The sequence below is a fragment of the Sphingobacterium sp. GVS05A genome, from assembly GCF_019969845.1.
GTDB lineage: Bacteria > Bacteroidota > Bacteroidia > Sphingobacteriales > Sphingobacteriaceae > Sphingobacterium.
Map to the genome: position 1 here is coordinate 428106 of NZ_JAHXYR010000004.1, position 24154 is coordinate 452259.

Genomic DNA, 24154 nt, shown 5'->3' on the forward strand with positions numbered 1-24154 from the left:
ATATATCATCACGTTATCAAAATCTTAAATCATCATATGGGTATGAAAAATGTAGCACACCAGATCGTTGGTATTTTAAAAGATGCGGGAATAAAACGTATTTATGCCGTAACAGGAGATAGTTTGAATTTTTTTAATGAGGCAGTTCATGAGGATGGAACCATGCAATGGATACATGTTAGGCATGAAGAGGTCGGTGCATTTGCGGCGACCGCCGAAGCGGACCTGCATGGGATCGCCTGCTGTGCTGGGAGTAGTGGGCCAGGCCATGTTCACTTGATCAATGGCGTTTATGAGGCACATAAGACACGTGTTCCGATGCTGGTGATTGCTTCAACCTGCGCCACCTACGAGTTTGGTACAGACTACTTTCAGGAGACTAATCCGATTAAATTATTTGACGACTGTTCGTGTTATAATCAGATAATTACCCGGCCAGAACAGGTGCAACGTATGGTTCAGAATGCACTACAGCAGGCAATCTCAAAACGGGATGTCGCTGTTATCGGTCTGCCGGGGGATGTTTCCGAAATGGAAGCTGTCCATATGAACACTTCGGCAAAGGTATTCTTTACACAGCCGCAGATCAGACCCTCAGAGCTTGAAATAGGGCGTTTGGCACAATATATCAATCAGGCGGATAAAGTGACTTTATTCTGTGGTGTAGGTGCCCGGAATGCGCAGAAACAAATTGTTGAACTCTCCGAGAAAATTCATGCACCAGTGGGGTATTCATTTAAGGCTAAATTGGATATTCAACGCGATAATCCCAATGAAATCGGTATGACGGGGCTTTTGGGAACGGCATCGGCCTTTCAGAGTATGCACCATTCGGATCTAATCCTGCTTTTGGGAACTGATTTTCCGTACAAGGATTTTATACCCACCAATAAAACGATTGTTCAGATCGATATCGAGGGCGAGAAACTCGGTCGACGGTCGATCGTAGACTATGGCTTGGTGGGGGATATTGAGCATACATTGAAAGCTGTTCTACCCTTTGTGGAGGCGAGAACTGATTCAAGTTTTCTCGAAAAACAATTGGCGGCCTACGAGAAAGTAAAAGAAGATCTGATGATCTATGTCGAAGATTCGGGCAGTGAATGTGCTATTCAACCGGAATTTGTGGCCCATACGATTGACCAAAAGGCGAGCGATGATGCTATTTTTTTGGTGGATACAGGTATGTCCTGTGTATGGGGAGCACGTTATATCAATCAGCGACGAGATCGCAAAATGCTCGGCTCATTTAATCATGGATCTATGGCAAATGCAATGCCGATGGCGATTGGAGCAGCATTGACACATCCCGAAAGACAGATCATAGCCTTCTGTGGTGATGGCGGCCTTTCGATGTTGCTGGGAGATCTGGCTACAATAAAACAGTATAATTTGCCAATCAAACTGATTGTGTTCAATAACCGTTCACTCGGAATGGTCAAATTGGAAATGCAGGTTGCCGGTTTAAAAGATCAGGAAACCAACATGGTTAATCCAGATTTTGCGATGGTCGCACAGGCGATGGGGATCCGTGCTTTTACGGTGACGCAACCAGAAGAAGTCAACGGTATTTTGGATGAAGCATTCCGTATAACGGACGAGCCGGTACTTATCGATATCTTTACCAGCCCCAATGCCTTAGCCATGCCACCCAAAATATCATTTAGCCAAATGAAAGGCATGACCGAAAGTATGGCCAAATTGATGCTATCAGGTAACTTTGAGGAAGTATGGGACACCATCAAGTCAAATTATAAGCATTTGAAATCGCTCTGATACACGTAGATAATTTGTGTATCTACTCTAAAAAAAGCCTCTCCAATATAAAATAGTTGGGAGGCTTTTTGTCTAGGAAAAAAATAAGGTATTCGGACTATTGATTGAATTTAGTGAATTACTGATCAACACTGACGTTGAACGAACCAAAGGCTCTTCAATAATTCCTCTTTACAGCGTCGAAGTTTTTCTATTTTCGATTCCGAAGAAATAGAAACATTCTCTTTAACAATAATAGCCAAATCTGTTTCAATGGATAATTTAGTGAGGGATGTACACCCACTATCAAATTTCTTAAAGCTTACATCTTTCATACTAATATTGGTTAAGAATTTCTGAATTTTATAATGTACAATTTACTAATAAAAATTAGCTTTACAATAAGCAATGAATAATTTTATTGTTACTAAATTGTTTATTTTTAATATTTTATCGAGCTATAACTTATAAACAATATTGCTGTAATTTTTGTTTTCTGAATTCCAAAATATTAAATGTTAGTTATTTAAAACAATATGTTGTTTTGATTGCTATTGATATTAATAAGCAGGGAAGGCGGAATCTATTGTTCATATACTGCGATTAGCTCATTAATAAATTCCCCTTGGCGCTGATTTTTTTCAGTTGCTGCCACGTATTTAAGAAAAATTAATTATTCACATGAAAATAATCAATATTGGATTGTCACTACTGATTTTTGCTACCGCTTGTCAGCAAAAGGACAAAAAGAAAGATGACCAGGCACAAATGGGATCGGATACCACAGGCGTTGTAGCAGCAATTGCTGAAAATGGAACCTATCAATACCTCAAAAATGGTGATACAATTTCGTTAATAATTGCCATTGATGGCGATAAAGTGCATGGTGACCTCAACTACAACTGGAAAGAAAAAGACCGAAATGTTGGGCATATTGATGGTATTCTGAAAGACGGTATCTTGTTGGCGGACTATACCTTTGCTTCCGAAGGGCAACAATCTGTTCGGCAGGTGGCTTTTAAATTCTCCAAAGACCAAGCAGTTGAAGGTTTTGGAGATATGGAAGAAAAAGAAGGGAAGATGACTTTTGTTGCACCCGATAAATTGGCTTATAATGAAAAATTTGTCCTAGAAAAGCTGAGCCAATGAGCAGCATAACAGGAGTTTTGGGATAAATATAATCAGTCCGATCAGTAGCGCTGTGATACTGCTCAGCATGACCGCGGCAGCAGCAATGTCTTTGATCCTTTTGATGTTGGGATTTTTTTCTTGACAAACAAAATCAGCGATATGTTCTAATGCCGTGTTCAGCAATTCACTGACAAGAACAAAACCAATGGAAAAAATAATGGCTAGCCACTCATAAGGGCTTATTCGAAGGAGGTACGATAGTACGATTGCTACAACTGCGGCAATGAGATGTATTCTGAAATTGTGTTCTTCTTGCCAAACGATTTTTAACCCATTAAAGGCATAGCTAAAACTTCGGATTCTATCTTTCCATGAAAAGTTGCTTCGGGCCATAGTCAATCTGCTAAATTTTATGTAAATATAACCTTTCCCTTCGTTTTTGATTGGCTCTAAATGTAGATTGCGTCCAGAACCCTTATCCTTATCCTAACCTGTCCTCCGTATTGTGACCTGTACTTTAACTAATGGCGATTATCTCAAATAGCTCCCGTTCTGATAGAAACCAAGGGGCGGCGGATTTTAGTCTGGATTTATCGCCATTTTAGTCGCTGATTTTTCCCAAAAGTATTATTGGAAATGCGTAGTATTTTTGAGTAAATTGCTTTATGATCTACAATTTTGATAAAATAATCGACCGTAGGGGGACTGATTCTGTAAAATGGAATCAACAGGACTATGCCGATTTAATTCCGCTCTGGGTTGCTGATATGGATTTCCCTGCATCCAAAGAGATTATCGACGCGTTGACCACACGTGTTCAGCATGGTATTTATGGCTATGCAAAAGTGCCGGATGCTTTTTATGAAGCGGTATCAGATTGGTCTAAACGTAAACATGGTTTTCATTTGCAGCGCGAGTGGATACTTCCGGTTTTAGGTGTGGTGCCGGCTTTGTCGGCAATCGTTGCTGCATTAACAGAAACGGGGGATAAAGTCCTGATACAGGAACCTGTATACCATTGTTTTTTTTCATCGATCGAACGTAATGGCTGCGAGGTGGTTTCCAACGACCTATTGTATAAAGATGGGCAATATGCAATTGATTTTGTAGATTTTGAAACTAAGGCGAGTGATCCGAAGGTAAAGCTCTTTATCCTCTGCAGCCCACATAACCCTGCGGGGCGGGTTTGGACAAAAGTCGAGCTTGAACGTTTGGGTGAGATCTGTCTAAAGCACAATGTTATAGTTATTTCGGATGAAATCCATTGTGACTTAGTATTTGAAGGGCATCAGCATATTCCTTTTGGAACAATCAATCAAGCCTTTTTGGCGAATACAATAACTTGTATTGCGCCAAGCAAAACCTTTAATCTTGCAGGACTGCAGGTCGCAACGGTCATCGTCGCGGATCCTATCTTAAATAGAAAAGTGCAGGATGCCTTTCTTGTCAATGAGATAGCGAGTATCAGTCCTTTTGCGATCACGGGTTTAATAGCTGCTTATCAACAGGGGGAGGATTGGCTACAACAAGCGCTAGCCTATATTTATAGTAACTATATTTATTTAAGAAGCTATATGGCGGAGCATCTGCCAGCTTTAAAAATTATTCCGCTTGAGGGCACCTATTTGGTTTGGGTAGATTGTACTGCATTAAATTTTTCCAGCCGAAAACTAGGACAAATACTATTGAAAGAGGCCCATCTGCAGATCAATGTCGGTGCCATGTATGGTAAGGGAAGTGATTCTTTTATCCGGTTGAATATCGCCTGTTCGAGGTCTATTTTACAGGAGGGACTAGCGAGGCTGAAGCAGGTCTTGCTGAATTTGCCAGTAGAATAACAAATTATTTAAGGTTTATTGGTTTACACCAATAAAAAAAACACCCGAACGGTTTTGTTCAGGTGTTTTTTTTATATATAAAACGCTTTTGGTAGCGATTAGATACCCATTTCCTTTAAAATAAAATGAGCATTGTCAATCTTATCAGCAACCCAAAGCACATAACGGATATCCACACCGATAGAGCGGCTATAACTTTCATTCCATGCAAAATCGTTGATTGTAGCATCATAGGCACGGTCAAAGTTTACACCGATCAGCTCACCATTTGCATTCATGATCGGCGAACCTGAGTTGCCCCCTGTGGTGTCCATATCATACAATATATTGACAGGAACAGAGCCCAGGTCTTTCTTTAAATAGGGCCCAAAGTTCTTATTGAGATACGCGGTCTTGATTTCCTGTGGATAATCGAAATCGGCTAGACCAAGATTCCCTTTCTGAATAATACCTTCAATGGTTGTGAATGGTTTCATATAAGTAGCATCAGCAGGAGCATACCCTTTAATATGTCCATAAGTCAAACGCAAAGTGGAGTTAGCATCTGGAATAAAGTTTTTGGCCTGAAAGATTTCCTTGACAGCGACATAGTCACCCATCAGTTTATTCAACACACCCTCACGTCTTTTCTGCTCAGCTGCGAAGATGACAATATCATTTTCCAGCTCATTTTGAAAACTCAATAGTTTATCATCAAACTGGCTTAGCGCGTTTGCATTCGCCAAAACCGTATTTAAAATATAATTTTGATCTGCCAATTTACTGCTATTGATTAGTTGCGTAGCATAGGTATTGGCAGTTTCGCCATTCAATTGGAGTTTCTGGATAGATTCAAGTTGATTTTTACCTTGGAAAGCAGCCGCATCGGCAAGCATTTTACCGAAAATACGTTGGTCTGCCTGTTTGTTGTAGCTTTCGTAAGTTTCCTGAATACTTTTTTTAAGCTGTTCGACATTATAGTCGAATAACTGTTTTGCAGCATGTGAAGAGCGCTCTTTTCCCATTGCTACTTTTAGCGTATTGAGATCGCGGGCAACTTTCAGTAAACTGGTACTGTTATAAATATTGTTGATCCAAAGCTCTTTCAAGGCATCTTGATCACTGACTTGGTAGTAAGCAGCAATATCGTTTAATAGATTACCATATTTGCCTTTAAGTTCGGGTTTACTCAAGATAAATGCTGCCAGCGCTTCGTCTTCCTGCTTTTTTGTCGCCAGGAGATCTATGCCGCGCAAGCCTTTGAGCTTGCCACGGTAATTTTTAAGCACATTGGCGTTGCGTTTGATCCGTGTTGCCAAAGAGAGTGCAATATCCGTATTGTCTTTCCCAGCTTCCTCCATTTGTTTGTTCTGGAAATCATACAAATTGGAAACATAGGGCAATAAATAGTCTTGTTGGTATTTAATATACTGCGCCGGACGATGTCTGAATGTTTTTCCTGGATAACCCAGAATAAAGGTGAAATCATTTTCTTTCACACCATTTGGATTGACTTTCAGGTGCTTTTTTGGTTGATAGGGCACATTATCTTTTGAATAAGGAGCTGATTTTCCATCTTTCCCCACATAGGCCCGAAGGAAGGAATAGTCGCCTGTATGACGTGGCCATACCCAGTTGTCAGTCTCCCCACCAAATTCACCAATATTTTGGCGTGGAATATAAACAAGACGCACATCTTCGATTGTTTTGTAGCGAAATAGAACATAGCTTTTACCAATGAACATTTCGGATACTTCAGCTTTGATCGTAGGGTCTTCTTTTTCAGCCTGTTTAACAAGTTCTTCCTGTTTTCTTTTAATGGTATTGATGCGCTCGACAGGGTCGCTGATATTGGCTACGGCATTTAATATTTTAACAGATACATCTTCGTATGAATCTGTAATTCTGATCTTTAATCCTTTTGCTTCAATCTCCTGTTCCTGATTTTGTGCGACAAAGCCATTTTTAAGATAATTGTTGATGGCGGTACTGGCCAACTGAACTGCGGAAAAGGCACAGTGATGGTTGGTAATGATCAGACCACGGTTGGAGACGAATGATCCTGTACATCCACTGACTTGAACCAGGGCGTCCACTAATCCAACTTGGCCTGGATTGTAGATATCCTTCTCACTGATCTTTAATCCGGCTTTCTTTAAACCCGCTCTATTTAAATCGCTCAATGGGTACATCCCTTCATCTGGGTTCGCATTTGCGTATGGGGTGTTCATTGTGGATAATAATAGTGCTAGTGCAATTGTCGTATGATGTATAAATTTCATGGGATTTTTTAATATCAACTGTTATAAATCTCCAAATTTAAGAAAAGCTTTTTGATGAATTCGACTTTTCGATCAACAATTGTCATAATAGCCAGTCAATTCTCGCTTTTTGGCAAGGTATTTATTGTATAATATGATCGGGGAAGCAATGGTCGAGCCTTAAAATATTGTGTATTTGCCATCGTTTTACAGGAGTATTCGTAATTTTGCGCTTTAAAGATTTTAACATGACCTTAATCCAATTGGAATATATCATTGCTGTTGATACCTATCGTAGTTTTGTTGCCGCAGCCGAAAAGTGTTTTGTGACACAGCCGACCTTAAGTATGCAGATCCAGAAACTGGAAGAGTCTTTGGGGGCTAAAATCTTTGACCGGAGCCGTCAGCCTGTTGTGCCTACTGAAATTGGGGAGAAGATTATACTTCAAGCAAGATCGGTACTGACAGAAAGCCGTAAGATCAATGAAATTGTACAGGACAAGAAGGGGGAAATCGAGGGGACGCTAAAAATCGGTGTTATCCCGACAATCGCGCCCTACTTATTGCCTAAGGTATTGACAACGTTTATGGAGAAGTATCCAAAATTGCAATTGCAGATCTGGGAATATACTACCGAACGTATTGTGCATGAGCTGAAGGTTGGGCTTTTGGATTGCGGTGTACTATCTACCCCCTTAAATGATCAGGGTATACTGGAGACTCCTCTGTTTTATGAAAATTTTGTCGCTTATATATCTGAAAATAGTCCTTTGTTTTCCAAGAAAGTGCTGAGTGGTGATGATATTGCCGATGATAAACTCTGGTTGCTCAATGAAGGACATTGTATGCGTGGACAGGTACTTAATATTTGCCATCATAAGCACAATCAAGATCTTTCTGGACGTTTTGAGTATAATACCGGTAGTGTTGAAACACTCAAAAGAATGGTGGATATCAATGACGGTATCACAATCTTACCCGAGCTTTCTATCTCAGATTATGTGGATGAGCAGTTGGATAAGATCCGTTATTTCAAATCGCCGGAACCAGTCCGCGAAATATCGTTGGTCACGACACAAAATTATGTCAAACGACATGCAATTCAGGCATTGGAAAAGGAAATATTAGTGGTTGTACCCGATAAATTTAAAACAAAAAAGAAAAAGGAAGTGTTGAGCTTTCAATAAGAAGACATGGCAAATCTCAGTGTACGTTTTTTTAAGAAGATAGATCAGATCAATCAATGGCGAATGAAAAAAGTTTCGAACAGAAACTTTATTATTCTCTTGGCCTTTTTAGTTGGAATTGTTGGTGGTCTGATGGCGTCTGTATTAAAAAGACTAACGCATTTTATTGCGGCGACGATCCAGGATGATATTGATTGGAAGGTTAAATATTCGGTTTATTTGATTTTCCCGTTGATCGGGATTTTACTGAGTGTGTTTTTTGTTCGGAAATTTCTGAAAGGAAAGAAGATGGAGCACGGTATCACCCCGATTATCTATGCCATCAGCCGAAAGGGAAGCCGATTGGATCCAAGTAATATCTATTCGCAGGTCGTCACTTCGGCGATTACGGTTGGATTTGGAGGTTCCTGTGGATTGGAGGCTCCCGTGGCATTGGGGGGATCGTCGATAGGTTCCAATATTGCCCGTTTTTTTGGTCTGCAATATAAAGAAGTCACCATGCTTTTGGCCTGTGGCGCGGCAGCAGGAATTTCGGGCGCATTTAATAGCCCCTTGGCTGGAATGATCTTTGCGATTGAGATATTGCTTCCGGAATTCTCCATTCCGGTTTTTATACCACTTTTGATCTCTTCGGCCTTAGCGTCAGTTGTATCGCGACTTTTGTACAGTGAACCGCTATTTAGTACGTTCAATTCGGATTGGCAGGTTTCTGCCTTGTTGTTTTATTTGTTATTGGCGGTATTGATTGGACTGTATACCATCTATTTTGCCCGTGTATCCAGTTCGGTAGGGAAATGGTTTGCTAAAATAAAGAATCCCTATAACAAAGTATGGGTAAGCGGAATATCCTTAGGGATTATGATTTTCGTATTTCCAGCACTTTACGGTGAAGGGTATATTACAATCCAGCAGATTCTCAATGGACAATTTAACTCAATTGTAAAAAACAGCTTGTTTTCTGATTATAAAGATATGGGATTGGTGGTGCTGGGTTATACCATTTTGACCTTATTTGGTAAATCTTTTGCTGCACTATTTACGTTGAACGGAGGCGGAAACGGCGGGGTGTTTGGACCGAGTCTGGTGATGGGCGGTCTATTGGGCTTTGCCTTTTCTTATGGGGTTAATCTGACTGGGATATCGGAACTTAATGTCCCAAATTTTGTAGTTGCCGGTATGGCAGGTGCACTGAGTGGTATTATGCATGCACCGTTGACGGGTATCTTCTTAATTGCAGAAGTAACAGGTGGATATACACTCATGGTACCCTTGATGTTGGTCTGTTCAATTTCTTATCTGATTAACCGTGCGGTATTGAAGCATTCGATCTATACAAAAGTATTGGCTGAATCAGGTGATCTCATTTCTTACGAAGATAAGGACCGCTCTGTCTTGAGCATGATGCGGATTAAATATGTTCTGGAAACCAATTTTGTGATTTTGAGACCCGATGAAACACCTAAAAGTAGGCAGTCGGATATTATCCACAGTAAACGCAATATTTTTCCGGTGGTGAGTTATGAAGGTAAATTTATGGGGCTTCTCTATAGTGAGTTTTTATTCTCGGTGCTGTTAGGAGAGGTCGAAGGGGGAGAGACTCCATTTGAAAAATTGGCGCAGAAACCAAACGATGCGGTAGGGATCAACGAGAATATGGAAATTGTGATGGCCAAGATGAACAAAGATGATACCTGGATATTACCGGTACTTGGGGATGAAAATAAATATATGGGCTTTGTGTCCAAGTCCAGTGTTTTTAATAAATATCGCGCATTACTTATCCGTCAGGGACATTATCTAGAGTAAACGGATCAGGATTGGTGTAAACATAATCTGGAGTACAATCATGTTCTCGGATAGATGGTTAGCGGGCAATCGTCTTTTTTGTTGGCGTAATCAATATATCTAGCTTCCTTAGCTTATTTATTGATCAGATACTTACATGGACTTAAAGGTAAATCCATGTAAGTATAGTTTGGAAAGAATTAGCCACGCATGGCCATAATTTTTGTTACGTATTTTCCAATAATATCAAATTCAAGGTTAATTGTCGTGCCTACTTCAACCTGTTGAAGATTGGTATGTTCGAGTGTATAAGGAATGATTGCGACAGAAAACTGGTCATCGCGAGAATCTACCACTGTCAGACTAATACCATTAACGGTAATGGATCCCTTTTCTACTGTAATATTCTGTTTGGAAGGATCGTATTGAAATGTAAAAATAAAACTACCATTTTCATCGGTTTTCTGTATACATGTTGCGGTCTGATCGACATGTCCTTGGACAATATGCCCATCAAATCTTCCTCCGGCTAAGGTACAGCGTTCGATATTAACCAGGTCTCCAACTTTCAACTGTGCTAGATTCGTTTTCTGTAAGGTCTCATCAATCGCTGTTACTTTGTGCACCTGATCATCCAGCCCAACAACGGTCAGACATACACCATTGTGGCTTACGCTCTGATCAATTTTAAATTCATTGGAGATGGGGGAGCTCACATAAAAATGAATGTTGCTTTTTTCGTGTTCAATACGCTCGATTTTTCCTAAGGTTTCTATGATTCCGGTAAACATGCACTAAAATTTTTGATTCAATCAAAGTTACTAAATAATCGAAGGAAACATGGTTTTTGCTAACAAAATCGACGCATGAATGACAGAATAATTTATGGTAAATATAATTCATGGAAGGGATAAATACTGTAATAGAATCTGCTTTGATATAGTATGCTAAAAAAAACGGCTTCTGAAAATAGCAAAAAGATTGTGTGTATATAGTACACTTACTATTCCTTTTGTCGTAGCTATGCCAAAACAAATTTATGGGAGTTGAAAAAAAATATTACAAAATTTTTGTTTATATCATTTGAAGCATTATCTTTGTCATAGGTTTAGGTTGATTGCCTCTTACAAAGAGGTATTTATAAAAGCTTAGCAGGTCGCCCGACCAAATGCTAAGCTTTTTTTATTTTACATATAATATACTGTTTTACAGCTGATTATGTTTTTATTCTACCCAATCATTTCTTTTTTTGAATTGTCTATTTTTTTTATTGGTTCGTATTTTTTTTAATTAAGAATGAGCTCGCCACGCGCTGTTTATTGGCCAGAGCGAATACTTAGTCGATTTTAATAGCTGTTGGTGCTTGTGAAAGCATGAAGCTTTTATTTTTTCTGTATCGCTATACGATATGCTGTTATCGGAATAGATTGATTTTTTAGCTTTTGAAAATATGTAAAGCGGACATTGAGATTAGCAAAAGGTATTCGAAATTTTTGGATCTGAAGCGTTCTTTTAAGGCGAGGAGTGCCTTGGAACGTGCATAATAGACATTTGATGGAGTAGTGTCCAGTACTTTACAGATTTCTTCGGTATCTAAATCCTCCAAAAAGCTCATTTTACATATTTTAGCCTGCTGTTTTGGTAGTTTATCGATTTCAGCCAGTAATAACTCCGTTAGCTCAGTCCTAAATATTTTTTTTAGAATATCGTCCTCGGGTAGGGATAAATTCTGAAGGATATCCAATTCTTCGGTCTGCATTTTAAATCGGGCCGATCTTTTCATATCGATACAGGCATTCTTTGTCGCGATATACAAAAATGCTTTGAGGCTATCGTAATTGTCTACTTTCTGTCTGTGATACCAGAGCTTGACAAAGATATCCGACACAATTTCTTCAGCATCGGTTTTGCTGCGTAGATAAGAAAAGGCAAAATAACGTAGCGTATGGCCAAAATGGTCCATGAAAAAGCACAATGCGCTTTCATTCCCCTCTTTTAATGCGTTAATATGCGACTCCAGTTGAAGCATGTTTGGTTATCAATATTTTTCTTTCATTGCCCTAAGATGGACATAATGACCGATATCATGGCCTTTGTTGTTGTTCAATAGGATATTTACGGGCGGCCTCCCAACATAGATACTAACAACGAAGTTACATAAAAAAACTTGGGTTGTCATGCTTTCAAGCATGACAACCCAAGTTTTTTAACGGAGAATAAATGAGATCCGGAGAAATTTATTTTTTTACCAGCTTACTGTCTATGATTTCCCATTCTTTTATGTGTGCAGGACGGTGTTCAGTGAGGATAATTTCATCAAAATGACGGAGCAATTCGGGATGTTTGTTTGCAATATCCTTTTGCTCCCAGGGATCCGTTTCTAGATCATACAATTGCCATTTTGCCTTTGGATTATTTTTTAAATCCAGTTTAATTGCTTTCCATTGTCCCTCACGTATGGCTACCTGACCACCTTTTTCGGGGTATTCAAAGTAAAGGTATTGGTGTTTTTTCTGGTTCTTTTGTCCCAACCAGGTTGGCAGCAGGGACAGTCCATTGGTCTTACCGGGATCCTGTTGGACCAACTGTCCAAAGGTAGCCATCAGGTCATATTGTGCTGATATAACATCTGTCTCGGTGTTTGCTTTGATTGTTTTGGGCCAGCGGACGATCAATGGAACTTTTATTCCCCCTTCAAACACATCCATTTTTAACCCTCTGAGTGAATCAACGCTCTTAAAAAAGCGATAGTCTATGCCACCATTGAAACCCGTGCCATTGTCGCTAGAGAACAGAATAATGGTATTGTCATCCAGACCCAGGGATTTAATATGTTTCATGATCAAGCCCACTTGATCATCCAGATAAGTGATCATGCCTGCATAGGTAGCTCTTGGATAAGGAGTGGCCGTGTAGCCATCCTGCCCATAGTATGGATGGTCATGGAAAAGATCTTTATACCGATCCACATATTTCTGGGGTACCTGTAACGAAAGATGAGGTAGGGTGTACGGAAGATAGAGAAAGAAAGGACTGTTTCGGTTCTTATCAATAAATGCCAATGCCTTTTCAGTCATAATTTCCGGGGCATATTGTTTGCCACTGAATTGCTCAAAATCTTTGGCTGTTGCTTTAGTGGAGTCGAGTGGAATATGCACAAACTTTTCTTTGTTTTGGAGTGGATATTTTTGCTCGTTTTCCCAGAGATGGCTTGGATAGTAATTGTGGGCCTGCTTTTGGTCGAGGTAACCAAAGAAGTAGTCAAATCCCTGTTTGTTGGGACTTCCGGTTGTATTTTGCATGCCTAGACCCCATTTTCCGATTGCGCCAGTATGATAACCTGCTTTTTTAAATAGGTGGGCCATGGTGTAGGTTCCCTCGGGTAGGGGCATTTGTCCACCTTCCAGGCTATCGGCAAATCCACCCAATTCATAATTACCCCGGATATAGGACTGACCACCATGTTTACCTGTCAATAACATGCAGCGCGCTGGCGCACAGACAGGTGTACTGGTGTAATGGTTGATAAAACGAAGTCCCTCTTGCGCCAACTTTTGCAGGTTGGGGGTTTTGATCAGCTGTTGTCCATAAGGTTCTGTCTCGGCATAGCCCAAGTCATCCGCATAAAAAAAGATGATATTGGGCTGCTTTTTAGGTGCTTGCTTTTGTTGTGCAAAAAGAATTCCCCATCCCAGTAGGATGAGGGTAAGACCTACTTGCTTTTTCATTTTTTTCGTTCTCCTTCCAACATCTGTTTCAATTCAGTCACTTTTTCAGGATATTTAGCAGCAACGTTGTTTTTTTCTCCGATATCATTTTTGAGGTCGTACAATTGATCTTCGGGAAGATTTCCTGTTTCTGTATCCGTCAATTTCATATAGGCGGTACCGTCGCTTGGCGCAATATATTTCCAATCGTCTTTGACAATAGCCAAGGTTTGTGCATGTTGGATCATCGTGCTACGTCCTTTGGGATCTTCGCCGGTTAAGGTTTTCAATAAGGCCTTGCTATCTTTTGCTTCATCAGCCTTTAATTTTACACCTACGAGCTGCGCACTTGTTGCCAACAGATCCATTTGACTGATCAATGCATTGGATACCTTACCTTTGGCCACCCCTTGTCCGCTGACGATAAAAGGTACACGTGTCCCTCCCTCAAAGATACTATATTTACCACCTCTGAGCGGTCCTGCGGGCTGGTGTTCATTAAGCTGGGCCACGGCGCCGTCCACATAGCCGTCATCCAATACCGGACCGTTGTCGCTACTGAAAATGATAATGGTGTTCTTGTCCATGCCCAGTAGCTGCAATTGTTGTTGAATCTGTCCGACTGTCCAATCCAATTGAAGAATAGCATCTCCCCGATAACCTAGCTTACTTTTGCCTCTGAATTGTGTGGCGGGCATACGTGGCACGTGGGGTTCCGTTAAACAGAAGTAGAGGAAGAATGGCTTATCCTGATGTTGTGAAATGAAATCTTGTGCTTTATGTAGAAAGGTTGTGGAAACTTCTTCGTCTACCCAGCGTGCACGTGTGCCGCCGCTCATGTAGCCAATCCGTCCAATGCCATTGACAATTGTCTGGTTGTGCCCTTGGCCGGGAGAGGATTGCATTTTGAGCAATTCGGGATGCTCTTTGCCCGTAGGATCATTGCCTATTTTTTTCTCATAATCGACAAGAATGGGATCGTTTGCTTCAGCGGCGACAACCCGATCATTTTCTAAGAAAACGGTCGGAACCCGATCGGCCGTTGCAGGGAAGATAAATGAGTAATCAAAACCAACATCGTTAGGTCCGGGTTTGATGGCTGCATTCCAGTCTTTTTTGACTTCGCTGCCAAGTCCCATATGCCATTTACCGACAATTGCTGTTGCGTAGCCTGCATTTTTGAATACTTTGGGCAATGTGATTTTGTCTGTCGGTACTATCAGCTTGGCATCTCCGGGCAGGATACTTGTACCCGTCTGGCGCCATGGATAGGTACCTGTCATCAAAGCAAAGCGAGATGGGGTACAGGTTGCGGAGGTACTATGTGCATTGGTAAAGCGCGTACCGCTGTGCGCCAATTTATCCAAGTTTGGAGTTTCAATCTGTTGGGCTCCATAGCTGCTTAAATCACCAAAACCGAGATCATCCGCATAGATATAGATAACGTTCGGTTTATTCAGTTTTTGTGCGAATGAAGTCAGCGGAAGTGTCATCGTCAGACTCGAAGAAAGTAGAATCGTAAGAGATAGGGTCTTTTTCATATTGTGCAAATACGTTGATTGGGTGTCGTCAACAAAAAGACGACACCCAATATACTATTTTAAATTTGGATTGATATCAATTTCACTTTGGGGGATCGGCCAATGATTATCCTGACCTGCTCTGAAGGACTTTTTGGTTACATACCAGCGACTATAACTGTCTCTACTACTACCTGCTTTCACGCGGATATTTTTGGCATTGGGAAATGCGGCACCATAGAAATCACCATTTAAAACATCTTTTGCTGTATCCCAACGCAAAAGATCCCAATAGCGGATACCTTCTAAGGCTAATTCCACACGTCTTTCATTGCGCAATGCTGCCCGGACTGTAGTTGCGTTTGCGACAGCGATAGGAGGCATATTGACACTGCTACGTCGGCGGACTGCATTGATGGTTTTATCCAGTAGCTCAGCTGTCAGGGGATCACCATTTTCGAGTTTGGCTTCAAGGTAGCTCAATAGCACCTCGGCATAGCGAATAATAGGAAGATCTGTTCCAGAATTCTGTAAATTGCCGCTAAAATTTTCAGCGTTAAATTTACGAAGACCATAACCCGTGCGTGTTGCTTGCTTGGTGGTTGTGAGCTGGTCAATGGACAGGGTTGAGTCTGGATGCGAGATATACCGGAGATTTTTAAAACGGTCCCCGTTGCTGATGACCGTAAATCCTAATCTCGGATCCCGATTTTGGATGATATTCTGTGAATTATATCTGGGATCAGTATAGGAAAAGGCTGTTCCATCCGTAAAGGTATAGCTCTCCACTAAGCTTCCCAATGGACAATGGAGATGCCAGCCACCGGCTATTGCTGGAAAGTTATGTTGAAACATACCATTTCCGGCAAGGTCTACAAGGTACTGTGTAGCAAAAATGATTTCTTTACTGGATTCATTACTACCATCAAAAAGACTTGTATAGTTTGGATCAATACTATTTTCATTGGCATTGATGATATTTTCGTAGGTCTTAATTGCTACGGCGTAAGATTTTTCGGCTAATTGTAGACGCCCCAGAAATGCATAAGCGGCTTGTTTCGTCGCGCGACCCCGCTCTGCTGCAGGTAATTTACCATAGCTTGGAAGGTCATTTGCGGCTTCCTGCAACTCACGTTCGACAAAGGCAACCAATTCCTGTTTTTTGTTTTTGATAACATGATTGGCTTCGTCAGGTGTTAATGTTTTGGTCACCAATGGGGCATCCCCCCAATACTGTGATAGGTAGAAGTATTGACAGGCGCGAATAAAACGTGCTTCAGCCTTAAAGCGGGCCAGAAGTTCGGGTGAAATCGGTGTTTTATCTACGTTCTCTAAAAAGAAATTCGCACGGGCGATCCGTTTGTAGGAGAGCGTCCAATAGTCAGACAGTATACCGATATTATTGGTGAGTGTGCCATCGGACAATTTATTGAAGGCTGAATTATCTCCGCGGCGGTCATAAGCATTATCAGAGGCAAACTCAAGGTAAAGCAAACCATGGTAGGACCACCAGTCTGAGGGGCTAAACTCGGCCTGGCTATTCATCTGTATCTCACCTTTGTAAAGGCCTGTGATTGCAAGCCGTGCATTAGTCTCGCTGCTCCAGAATGTATCATTGGCAAATCTATCCAGGGGGTTTGTATCCAATTGTTTTTTGCAGCTCATGGTTAGACTGGAAGCAAAAAATATACAAAGGACCAGTTTTATATTTTTATAGGTTATACGTTTCATGTTATGGTTATGAATTGATTTAAAAACTAAGATTTACGCCGAACGTGAAATTGCGCATAATGGGGTAGTATGCCCCACTTGAATTGATCTCCGGATCCCAACCTTTTCTATAATTGCTGCTTGTAAATATATTCTCAGCATTTGCATAAATGCGTAAGCCTGACAATTTCCATTTAGAAAGAAGGTTTTTGGGAATGGCATAACCCAATTGTACATTTTTTAAACGGATATAGCTGGCATTCAACAACCAATAGTCCGATAATTGTGTATTGGGGCTTCCGGTATTTGGTAATTGTTCAAATCGTGGGTACACTGCGTTTCGATCTGGATTTGCGGTAGTCCATCGGCTATCAGCTTGCCAACGTTGGATATTCCCATTTTGGTTTAGTGCAAATCCAGCATAGTTATTTAATAAACCCTGTACACCACTTACACCCTGGAGTAGGAGACCAAGGTCAAAGCCCTTGTAATTAAATCCAAGATTTATTCCATAGGTATATTTTGGGATACGGGATCCGATAACGGTCCTGTCATAAGTTGCATCCACCTTACCATCAGGGACACCGTCCGGTCCACTGATATCCTTGTACCGGATATCGCCAGGTTGTGACTGTGGATTAATACTTTTTTGGTCAGCCCAAGATGCTACATCAGCAGCATCAACAAATAAACCGGCGGCCTGATAGCCATAATAAGCCTGTATCGGATAGCCGATAAACAAATCGGATCCATTACCAACCATACCGTTGGACTGGTTGATATTACCAATCCCCAAATCGACTACCTTATTCTTGACTGTGGAGAAGTTCAGATTGACGTTATAGGAGAATTCATTGATCTTATTTTGATGACCTAAAGTAAATTCCCAGCCAGTATTTCTAAGTTTTCCAGAGTTTTGTATACCAACTTCAAAGCCTAACACCTTTGATACGCTAGAGTTGGGGCTGACTAAAATATCGTAGGTAAAACGATTATAATAGGTGCTGCTAAAGGTCAATAGATTTTTAAATAATGCGATTTCGAGCCCGGCATCGGCTGTTCGGGTGGATTCCCAGCGTAAGTTTGGGTCTACAATCTTTACACGGGCTACCCCAGGTGATATACTATTCCCGAAAGGATAATTGTAACCCGTATTTAAGATATTTTGGTAGGGATAATTTGACACTACTCTTGAGGTAAGATTCTCCACAATGTTTTGATTACCTAAAATACCATAAGAACCTTTTAATTTTAGCTCAGTAATCCAGTCGAATTTATCTTTTACAAATAATTCTTCACTGATCAACCAACCCGCAGCAAGTGAAGGAAAAATAGCATACCGTTTACTTGTAGGAAAGCGGGATGAACCATCGTATCGAATCACGCCTTCTAAGAGGTATTTTTTTGCGTAATTGTACTGAACTCGGCCAAAAAGCGATTCCAATGCCCATTCGGTTGCCGAACCCGAGTTGGTTTGTCCATCTGGCGAACCAATATTTAATTCCGTAAGCTCATTGCTCGGGAAGTTTTGACGAGAAGCGCTAAGTCCTTCACTATAACCTTTTTCAAAGGAATAGCCAGCAAGGATTTTAACGGAATGGTCTTTGAATGATTTGGTATAATCGGCTAATGCCTGAAAGGTTTTATATGTCGTATAGGGAGCTCCCTGCTCTAGGATAGAAGGAGCAAGTGTAATGGAACTATTGATGCGCTGTGCAGCACGGAACAGCTTGGAACGACCATTGGTCTGGGTATAACCACCAATTGCCGAGAGTGTCAGATCCGAAATTGGATTCCAGTCGAAACGTGCATTTCCGGAGATATTAGACACTTTCTCTTTGTAAAATGATTCGCTTTCAAGAAAAGAGACTGGTGTTCCTTTTAGGTTATTTCCAGCTCCCCAGTCGCCATTGCTCATACGGATCGGAAAAGTCGCGGGATAGCGGATAACCTGGGAGATAATATCGGTCATTCGCCAAAAATCAAGTGTTGCTGGTGCAGCGGGTTCATCGGTGTCGGTCTGTATCGCCGATACTCTTGTCGTTAATTTAAGTTTATCACTCAGCTTGGAAATCAGATTGAGTCGAACATTGTATTTATTAAAGTTGTTTTTAATGACAATACCTTTCTGATTGAGGAACCCGGCAGATAGGGTATACTGTATTTTTTCGGTTGTATTGGAAATATTCAGGTTATGTCCGGTCTGGGCTGCCTGCGATTTAAATGTGCTACCAATATAATCGCTGTTGGGGTAATTGTCCAGATCGGTTCCGTCCTTATATTTCTGAATTTGTTCTTCAGTATAACCACCGCCGCCGGTTGTGGTTTCATTTATGAGGCTGGCATATTCCCAGGAGTTGACAAACTCGGGAAAGGCTGTTGGTTTTTGAATGCCAAAATATCCGCTATAATTAACGGCTAATTTTCCGGCTGTTGACCCTGTTTTGGTGGTGACAAGAATAACACCATTGGCGGCTCTGGCACCATATATTGCTGCTGATGAGGCATCTTTCAAAACAGAGATGGAGGCTACATCATTGGGGTCGATATCATTGAATGAACTGGTTGGAATACCATCGACCAGTATAAAGGCATCGGTGGTGGCACCGAAAGAGCCTACACCTCTGATCTGTATGCTATTGTTGGCCGCACTGGGTTGCCCCGAACGTTGGATCACTGTCACACCAGGCATCTGTCCCGTTAGTGCCTGCGCAAGTTGGGGAACTGTTCGTTTTGCAAGCTGCTTACCATCAATCTGCGAGACCGAACCGATCAATTCCTTCTTTTTCGTAGCGCCATAGCCCACGATCACCACCTCTTCCAAGGTATCAATCTGTTGATTGAGCGTAACATCAAGATAGATTTGTGTATTTAAGGGAATTTCTTTCTGTTGAAATCCAATCATTTTAACAACAAGTATGGCATTGCGATCATTGACATCTAACTGAAAATTTCCACTGGCATCTGTTGTTGTCGCTTTGCTGGTTCCTTTGAGTGTGATTGTGGCCCCAGAGAGTGGCTGCCCCTGGCTGTCATGGACATTTCCCTTTACGGTCCTTGTCTGTAACATAAACGCATAGTTTGTTGGACTAATGATAGCTGAGGCATTTGCTTTTACTGTGGTGACGACAAGCATATTGTCTTTGAAACTCCAGCTAATGGGTTTGTCTTTCAACAGTACTGACATCGCTTTTTCTAAAGGCATATTCTTTACATGCCCCTCAATTTTTATTTCGGCGAGTTCCTTACCATTTAACAGAAAGGGAACACCGCTCTGCTTTTGGATGGTTCGAAGAACCTGTATAAGCGATGTTTTGTTTGCATCTATGGTAATAGATTGTGCGTATCCAGCTGCTGAGAGTTTGACAACACATGCAAGCGTAAAAAAGGCGCTAAGCTTCATTTTGGTCTTCCATTGTTTGGGTATGTCCATAGCTATAGGTTTTCTATGAACAAGAAATTTAAAATTCATAAATTTGTTGAATTAGGGATATAATCTGTTTGTAAACTGATTGGGTGAATCGGTCAAAAATGGAGATCGCTAATGTATTGGCCGATTAATGTTGGAAGCATTATTCGGCTTTTTTTTAGCGGCTCTGATTAGCTTCGTTAAGTTGGCTTTTTCATCTGTATAATTTAGTTTTTGGTTATATAATAGGTTAATTGGATACGATGAGCTTACGAACGCCATCTTCCTGGATCAATTCAAACTGGATATTACTTCTTTTTAAAATTTCCAATACTGCGGACAAACTTTTTGTTCGCTGAATTTCACCGTATAAATAGGTTTCTTTGCTATTATTTTTATAAATAATCTGGAGATCATACCATTGTCCAATCGCCTGTAGGGCGGTATGGAGGTCTGTCTCATTGAAATAGAATTTATTGTCAATCCAGGCAATGTAATTGTGTGGGTCTACGCTTTTTTGTGAAAGGCGTCCCGATGACAGGGTGGCCTGTTGATTAGGTTTGAGCTGTATTTGCTGCCCATTGGCTGATAAATTGATCGAACCTTCGACAAGTGTCGTACTGCTTTTTTGTTTGGAATAGGTGTTGACATTAAATTCGGTACCTGTTACTTCAATCAATTGACCATTGGATCTTACACGGAAGGGCACTTTTTTATTTTTAGCGATTTTAAAATAAGCTTCCCCATCTACTTCAACAAGGCGTTGGTCTTGCGCGAATTGTAGGGGATATTTGAACGATGTCTTTGCATTAAGAGTAACCTGAGAGCCATCTGCCAGGGTAATTTGGAGCATGCTGCCAGCTGGTGTATTGACGGTTGCAATCAAATCTGTATTGGGAACTGTCGATTGAATAAGACTACCATCGGCATATTTCAAGCCACCAGATGTGACCAATGCGCCTTTTCCATTGTCCAGTTGGATTACTTTTCCGTTCGAGAGCCGTATTTCAGCATGATTATTCGGTAATTCTACATCATGTAGGACGATTCTATTGGTATTGGGCGCCGAAGGCTTCCAAATAAATTGATAGATTAATCCCGCAAGAACAATACAAAATAGAGCCGCAGCATAAGGCATAAGTCGCCTGATCCTGTTGATACGAATAGGTTTCTCTTGTGCATGGATTGTTGCTAGGGTTTTTGTTTTGAGGCGTTCAGACCAATCTGTCGCATCTGATTCCTCCAGTGAGATCCGCTGTCTCAAATCCCATACAAGAGCTTCTTTTTGCAACAGATCATCAAGATAAATGCCGTGCTCAGGAGATTCTGCTAACCAGGAGGACAACGCATTTTTTTCCACAGGCGATAAATTGCCCTTTATGCATTTTACAATCAGTTGCTTGATATCTTCTGTTAGCCTCATGGTTTATAATTTTAGATAGATACGTAGCATGGATAGGAAATCTTAGTAAAAAAATAAAAATTTTGTATTAACTGTTCGAATAGGACAAATCTTGTCTGCAAATAGTTAAATATGAGTTCTGTTTCTGCGAATGTTTGTTGTTGCTTTTTAATTTTTGGATTAGTTTGCACTTTTAGAAAAAGTTTATCTTTTGTACCAATCTGTTGTTCTAAAGGATAAAGAACAAAAGCATACATAAAATGGTTAGGAACGTAGTATGAAAAAAAAATTGGCTTATATCTTCTTAAGAATTACAGGTTTCAGTGTTTTGACGACCTTTATCTTGACGGCGATACTTCAGGCTAATAATGAAGCTGCAAAACGGGCCCGTTGCTATATGCCATTGTTTACTGAATTGCTGTTATCATTTAGTGTTCTATGCATTTGCCTGCTTATATTGGGGATCTTTTTAAATAATAAGCCGCGCTTTAGAAGCGGCCGTCTTCGTGTATTCTTATCCTTTACATTATTGCCTTTTGTGGCTATTGTGCTATTTACCTATCTTCTTATCGTAGAGGATGGTATGTCGAGTTTATTCGGACTCTTACATATACTGGCGACATTGGTACCGGTCAGCAGTTTGATTTTATGGGAGCATTATAAATTTAATAGATCATTAAGCAACGGAAACTGAAAGAGGTCCTCCATGTGATATCTTGATGTAACAATATAAAGGACCTTTCAGTATTTAATTTCGGAGATTGATAACGGTAACTGCGACTAGGATAAGTAATATACCTGCCCACTGAATTCCAGAAACAGCCTCATGGAGTAATAAAACTGCGGAGATGGTGGAGACTGGAATCTCCAGGCTTGAGATGATATTTCCCAAAGCGATACCGGTCTTAGGGATTCCTCGGGTAAAGAATAGCGGTGGTAGAATTGTGCCAAACAAAGCAATGATCAATCCCCAGGGCAGGGCATGTAGTGTCATTTGTTGGACGATATGTACATTCCAGAAAACGATGATCAGGAGAAGTCCTCCGAGTACTAAAAACTGGCTTCGAATAGGACTCGGCAGCTGATTGGCGATATTGCTGGACGAAAAAATGGCAACGGCATAACTGATACCGGCACCGAATCCTAATAAAAGACCTCTACCGTCCAAGATCTTTGTTTCCTGAAAGATATTGGTTGAAAGGGTTGTTCCCAACAGTACAATGAGGACTCCCATAATCTTTGCTCTTGAGGGAATTTGTTTCCTGATCAACGCTTCGGCGATTAGGCTTATCCAAATAGATTGCATGAGTAGAATAATTCCTACAGATACAGGGATATATTGTATGGCAAGGTAATACAACGTTGAGGTCAGGCCCAGGGATGTTCCCCAGGCAATTAGTTTTAATTTTGCAGCAAAGCTTGGTGGTTGTGGTGCTGTTTTTTTTGATTGGGAAAAATAATTGAAAACCAGTAGAAATAGAAAGCCGATAAAGAATTGCAAGAAGGTCAATACACTGATATGGATATCCAGTTGATTGGCGAATTTGACTATGGTCGCTAATAGGCCATAGCTGCAAGCACCAGCGGCGACGTAGAGAATAGATTTATAATCTTTCATAGCCAAAATACTGATGAAATAAGACCAATTGGTTGGCTAGAGATTTGCTCCAATATGCGGTATCGTGCCCACCCGGAGACTCAATATAAAGATGATCAATATTTTGTGCAGTTAACTGTTGGTGTAGCGATCGGTTCATCTCCAGCATTTGGACATCTTCGGTTCCACAATCCAAAATATAATGTTGCCCGCTATGGACCATTTTATCCACATTGTTATAGATCCGAAAACTTGGAGGCAAATCTTTTAGTTCCCCAAGCACCCGGTTCACTTGGTAGCCTTGATATCCTTTCCCAAAGCGATTAAAGTCAATGGCACCACAGGAGCTTCCGACAATGGAAAAGACCTGGGGATAGGCAACACCGATATGTAATGCACCATATCCGCCCATACTCCATCCGAGTAAACCTCGCGAAGTTTTATTTGCCTGTGTGGGGTAGTTGTGATCGATATAGCCAACCAGCTCCTCTGCGATAAATGTTGTGTATTGTAGCTGTGTATCAACAGGGCTATCCACATACCAGGAGTTATAATTTCCATCTGGAATAACATAAATCGTTTGGAAAGCCGCCGCCTTTTGGGATAGAGCTGGAATATCCTGCTCGATCGTTCTTGTGGGATTGCCACTATAACCATGTAGAATATAAACGGTTCTATAGCGAACACCTTCCTGGATTTCAGGTGTTACGATGATGGCATCAATATTTTTGTGCATCTTGGTGCTGTAGACTTGCTGATGGACGATATGCTGTGCATCTACCGAAAGGAAGAGTGCCAGGAAAAGAAGGGTGAATACTATTTTCATTGCTTAAGAATTTATTGTTACACTGCAAAATTCTCAAGGATATCGTT

The 24154-nt window shown here is 40.9% G+C and carries 17 protein-coding genes; 6 read left to right on the forward strand and 11 right to left on the reverse strand.

The window, feature by feature from the left end; genetic code table 11:
* The first annotated feature begins 42 nt into the window (after nucleotides 1–42).
* Together LC454_RS12310 and LC454_RS12315 are read left to right on the forward strand one after the other, a co-directional pair.
* On the forward strand, nucleotides 43–1776 hold the full coding sequence (locus LC454_RS12310; protein ID WP_223582699.1) for a thiamine pyrophosphate-dependent enzyme: 1734 nt from the start codon (nucleotides 43–45) through the stop codon (nucleotides 1774–1776).
* Nucleotides 1777–2436: 660 nt separating this feature from the next.
* On the forward strand, nucleotides 2437–2904 hold the full coding sequence (locus LC454_RS12315; protein ID WP_223582701.1) for a hypothetical protein: 468 nt from the start codon (nucleotides 2437–2439) through the stop codon (nucleotides 2902–2904).
* On the opposite strand, the gene LC454_RS12320 is transcribed toward LC454_RS12315, so the two are convergent.
* Nucleotides 2884–3279, reverse strand: coding sequence for a diacylglycerol kinase family protein (locus LC454_RS12320; RefSeq protein WP_223582703.1), 396 nt, complete (start codon nucleotides 3277–3279; stop codon nucleotides 2884–2886). The two genes, LC454_RS12315 and LC454_RS12320, sit on opposite strands and share 21 nt — an antisense overlap.
* 272 nt (nucleotides 3280–3551) lie before the next feature.
* On the opposite strand from LC454_RS12320, the gene LC454_RS12325 reads away from it, so the two are divergent.
* Nucleotides 3552–4724 (forward strand): MalY/PatB family protein, encoded by a 1173-nt coding sequence (locus tag LC454_RS12325; RefSeq protein WP_223582705.1) that lies wholly within the window; start codon nucleotides 3552–3554, stop codon nucleotides 4722–4724.
* A 98-nt stretch (nucleotides 4725–4822) separates the two neighbouring features.
* Here the strand turns inward: LC454_RS12325 and LC454_RS12330 are convergent, their stop codons facing one another.
* On the reverse strand, nucleotides 4823–6985 hold the full coding sequence (locus tag LC454_RS12330) for a S46 family peptidase (protein WP_223582706.1): 2163 nt from the start codon (nucleotides 6983–6985) through the stop codon (nucleotides 4823–4825).
* A gap of 227 nt (nucleotides 6986–7212) precedes the next feature.
* Here LC454_RS12330 and LC454_RS12335 point away from each other — a divergent pair, with 227 nt between their 5' ends.
* Both LC454_RS12335 and LC454_RS12340 read left to right on the forward strand, forming a co-directional pair.
* Nucleotides 7213–8151, forward strand: coding sequence for a hydrogen peroxide-inducible genes activator (locus tag LC454_RS12335; RefSeq protein ID WP_223582707.1), 939 nt, complete (start codon nucleotides 7213–7215; stop codon nucleotides 8149–8151).
* A 6-nt stretch (nucleotides 8152–8157) separates the two neighbouring features.
* Complete coding sequence (locus LC454_RS12340; RefSeq protein ID WP_223582709.1) at nucleotides 8158–9957, forward strand: chloride channel protein; 1800 nt, start codon at nucleotides 8158–8160, stop codon at nucleotides 9955–9957.
* 179 nt (nucleotides 9958–10136) lie between these two features.
* Here LC454_RS12340 and LC454_RS12345 read toward each other — a convergent pair whose 3' ends face one another.
* The 7 genes from LC454_RS12345 to LC454_RS12375 form a co-directional block, all read right to left on the reverse strand.
* Nucleotides 10137–10727: a riboflavin synthase gene (locus LC454_RS12345; RefSeq protein WP_223582711.1), complete on the reverse strand. Its 591-nt coding sequence runs from the start codon at nucleotides 10725–10727 to the stop codon at nucleotides 10137–10139.
* A 644-nt stretch (nucleotides 10728–11371) separates the two neighbouring features.
* Nucleotides 11372–11965: an RNA polymerase sigma factor gene (locus tag LC454_RS12350; protein ID WP_223582713.1), complete on the reverse strand. Its 594-nt coding sequence runs from the start codon at nucleotides 11963–11965 to the stop codon at nucleotides 11372–11374.
* Nucleotides 11966–12173: 208 nt separating this feature from the next.
* Nucleotides 12174–13664, reverse strand: a complete 1491-nt coding sequence (locus LC454_RS12355) for an arylsulfatase (RefSeq protein WP_223582715.1) — start codon at nucleotides 13662–13664, stop codon at nucleotides 12174–12176.
* Nucleotides 13661–15184, reverse strand: a complete 1524-nt coding sequence (locus LC454_RS12360) for a sulfatase-like hydrolase/transferase (RefSeq protein WP_223582717.1) — start codon at nucleotides 15182–15184, stop codon at nucleotides 13661–13663. Before LC454_RS12360 ends, LC454_RS12355 begins: the two co-directional genes overlap by 4 nt.
* A 54-nt stretch (nucleotides 15185–15238) precedes the next feature.
* Nucleotides 15239–16828 carry a RagB/SusD family nutrient uptake outer membrane protein gene (locus tag LC454_RS12365; protein WP_223582719.1) on the reverse strand — a complete coding sequence of 530 codons (1590 nt, stop codon included), beginning with the start codon at nucleotides 16826–16828 and terminating at the stop codon, nucleotides 15239–15241.
* A gap of 85 nt (nucleotides 16829–16913) precedes the next feature.
* The gene (locus tag LC454_RS12370; protein ID WP_223582721.1) at nucleotides 16914–20306 is read right to left on the reverse strand and encodes a SusC/RagA family TonB-linked outer membrane protein; all 3393 of its coding nucleotides are present in this window, start codon (nucleotides 20304–20306) and stop codon (nucleotides 16914–16916) included.
* A gap of 226 nt (nucleotides 20307–20532) precedes the next feature.
* Nucleotides 20533–21705 carry a FecR family protein gene (locus LC454_RS12375; RefSeq protein WP_223582729.1) on the reverse strand — a complete coding sequence of 391 codons (1173 nt, stop codon included), beginning with the start codon at nucleotides 21703–21705 and terminating at the stop codon, nucleotides 20533–20535.
* Nucleotides 21706–21961: 256 nt separating this feature from the next.
* On the opposite strand from LC454_RS12375, the gene LC454_RS12380 reads away from it, so the two are divergent.
* Nucleotides 21962–22378, forward strand: coding sequence for a hypothetical protein (locus LC454_RS12380; RefSeq protein ID WP_223582731.1), 417 nt, complete (start codon nucleotides 21962–21964; stop codon nucleotides 22376–22378).
* Between the two features lie 54 nt (nucleotides 22379–22432).
* Here the strand turns inward: LC454_RS12380 and LC454_RS12385 are convergent, their stop codons facing one another.
* Both LC454_RS12385 and LC454_RS12390 read right to left on the reverse strand, forming a co-directional pair.
* Nucleotides 22433–23302 (reverse strand): EamA family transporter, encoded by an 870-nt coding sequence (locus tag LC454_RS12385; RefSeq protein WP_223582733.1) that lies wholly within the window; start codon nucleotides 23300–23302, stop codon nucleotides 22433–22435.
* On the reverse strand, nucleotides 23289–24107 hold the full coding sequence (locus LC454_RS12390) for an alpha/beta hydrolase (RefSeq protein WP_223582735.1): 819 nt from the start codon (nucleotides 24105–24107) through the stop codon (nucleotides 23289–23291). The genes LC454_RS12385 and LC454_RS12390 overlap by 14 nt, the downstream gene beginning before the upstream one ends.
* Nucleotides 24108–24154 lie beyond the last annotated feature (47 nt).

Coding starts and splice junctions, on each gene's coding strand:
- LC454_RS12340 (WP_223582709.1), top strand. CDS start 8,158: ATGGCAAATCTCAGTGTACGTTTTTTTAAGAAGATAGATCAGATCAAT.
- LC454_RS12315 (WP_223582701.1), top strand. CDS start 2,437: ATGAAAATAATCAATATTGGATTGTCACTACTGATTTTTGCTACCGCT.
- LC454_RS12345 (WP_223582711.1), bottom strand. CDS start 10,727: ATGTTTACCGGAATCATAGAAACCTTAGGAAAAATCGAGCGTATTGAA.
- LC454_RS12320 (WP_223582703.1), bottom strand. CDS start 3,279: ATGGCCCGAAGCAACTTTTCATGGAAAGATAGAATCCGAAGTTTTAGC.
- LC454_RS12385 (WP_223582733.1), bottom strand. CDS start 23,302: ATGAAAGATTATAAATCTATTCTCTACGTCGCCGCTGGTGCTTGCAGC.
- LC454_RS12365 (WP_223582719.1), bottom strand. CDS start 16,828: ATGAGCTGCAAAAAACAATTGGATACAAACCCCCTGGATAGATTTGCC.
- LC454_RS12355 (WP_223582715.1), bottom strand. CDS start 13,664: ATGAAAAAGCAAGTAGGTCTTACCCTCATCCTACTGGGATGGGGAATT.
- LC454_RS12370 (WP_223582721.1), bottom strand. CDS start 20,306: ATGGACATACCCAAACAATGGAAGACCAAAATGAAGCTTAGCGCCTTT.
- LC454_RS12330 (WP_223582706.1), bottom strand. CDS start 6,985: ATGAAATTTATACATCATACGACAATTGCACTAGCACTATTATTATCC.
- LC454_RS12390 (WP_223582735.1), bottom strand. CDS start 24,107: ATGAAAATAGTATTCACCCTTCTTTTCCTGGCACTCTTCCTTTCGGTA.
- LC454_RS12380 (WP_223582731.1), top strand. CDS start 21,962: ATGAAAAAAAAATTGGCTTATATCTTCTTAAGAATTACAGGTTTCAGT.
- LC454_RS12360 (WP_223582717.1), bottom strand. CDS start 15,184: ATGAAAAAGACCCTATCTCTTACGATTCTACTTTCTTCGAGTCTGACG.
- LC454_RS12325 (WP_223582705.1), top strand. CDS start 3,552: ATGATCTACAATTTTGATAAAATAATCGACCGTAGGGGGACTGATTCT.
- LC454_RS12350 (WP_223582713.1), bottom strand. CDS start 11,965: ATGCTTCAACTGGAGTCGCATATTAACGCATTAAAAGAGGGGAATGAA.
- LC454_RS12375 (WP_223582729.1), bottom strand. CDS start 21,705: ATGAGGCTAACAGAAGATATCAAGCAACTGATTGTAAAATGCATAAAG.
- LC454_RS12310 (WP_223582699.1), top strand. CDS start 43: ATGAAAAATGTAGCACACCAGATCGTTGGTATTTTAAAAGATGCGGGA.
- LC454_RS12335 (WP_223582707.1), top strand. CDS start 7,213: ATGACCTTAATCCAATTGGAATATATCATTGCTGTTGATACCTATCGT.